Below are 267 nucleotides of genomic sequence, written 5' to 3'. Positions count from 1 at the left end.
TTTTATCAAGGTTTTGTGTCACCAAAGGCATTAGATGGTGTGGTGTTTGTTGACAACGACCAGTCAGATCTAAAAGAGCTTGATGCATTAAAAGCGTCGGCAACATGGATGCGTCAGATGATCAACGGGACGGCCGAAGATATTTATCCTGAAAGCCTTGCTGGAAAAGCGGCTGAGTTTATTCAGTCATTGGCACCTGAGCATGTTAGCTATCAAATCATTAAAGGCGACGCGCTGTTGGAGCAGCAATGGATTGGTATCCACGAA

1 pseudogene is annotated in these 267 nt (G+C 44.9%); it reads left to right on the top strand.

From position 1 onward, the window contains the following. Positions 1-267 (top strand): annotated as a pseudogene (locus CWC16_RS19530) (aminopeptidase PepB); the annotation flags it as partial.

The organism is Pseudoalteromonas sp. S3776, from assembly GCF_005886915.1.
Classification (GTDB): domain Bacteria; phylum Pseudomonadota; class Gammaproteobacteria; order Enterobacterales; family Alteromonadaceae; genus Pseudoalteromonas.
The sequence above is the reverse complement of the archived record's forward strand: the minus strand, read 5'-3'. Positions and strand labels throughout refer to the sequence as shown.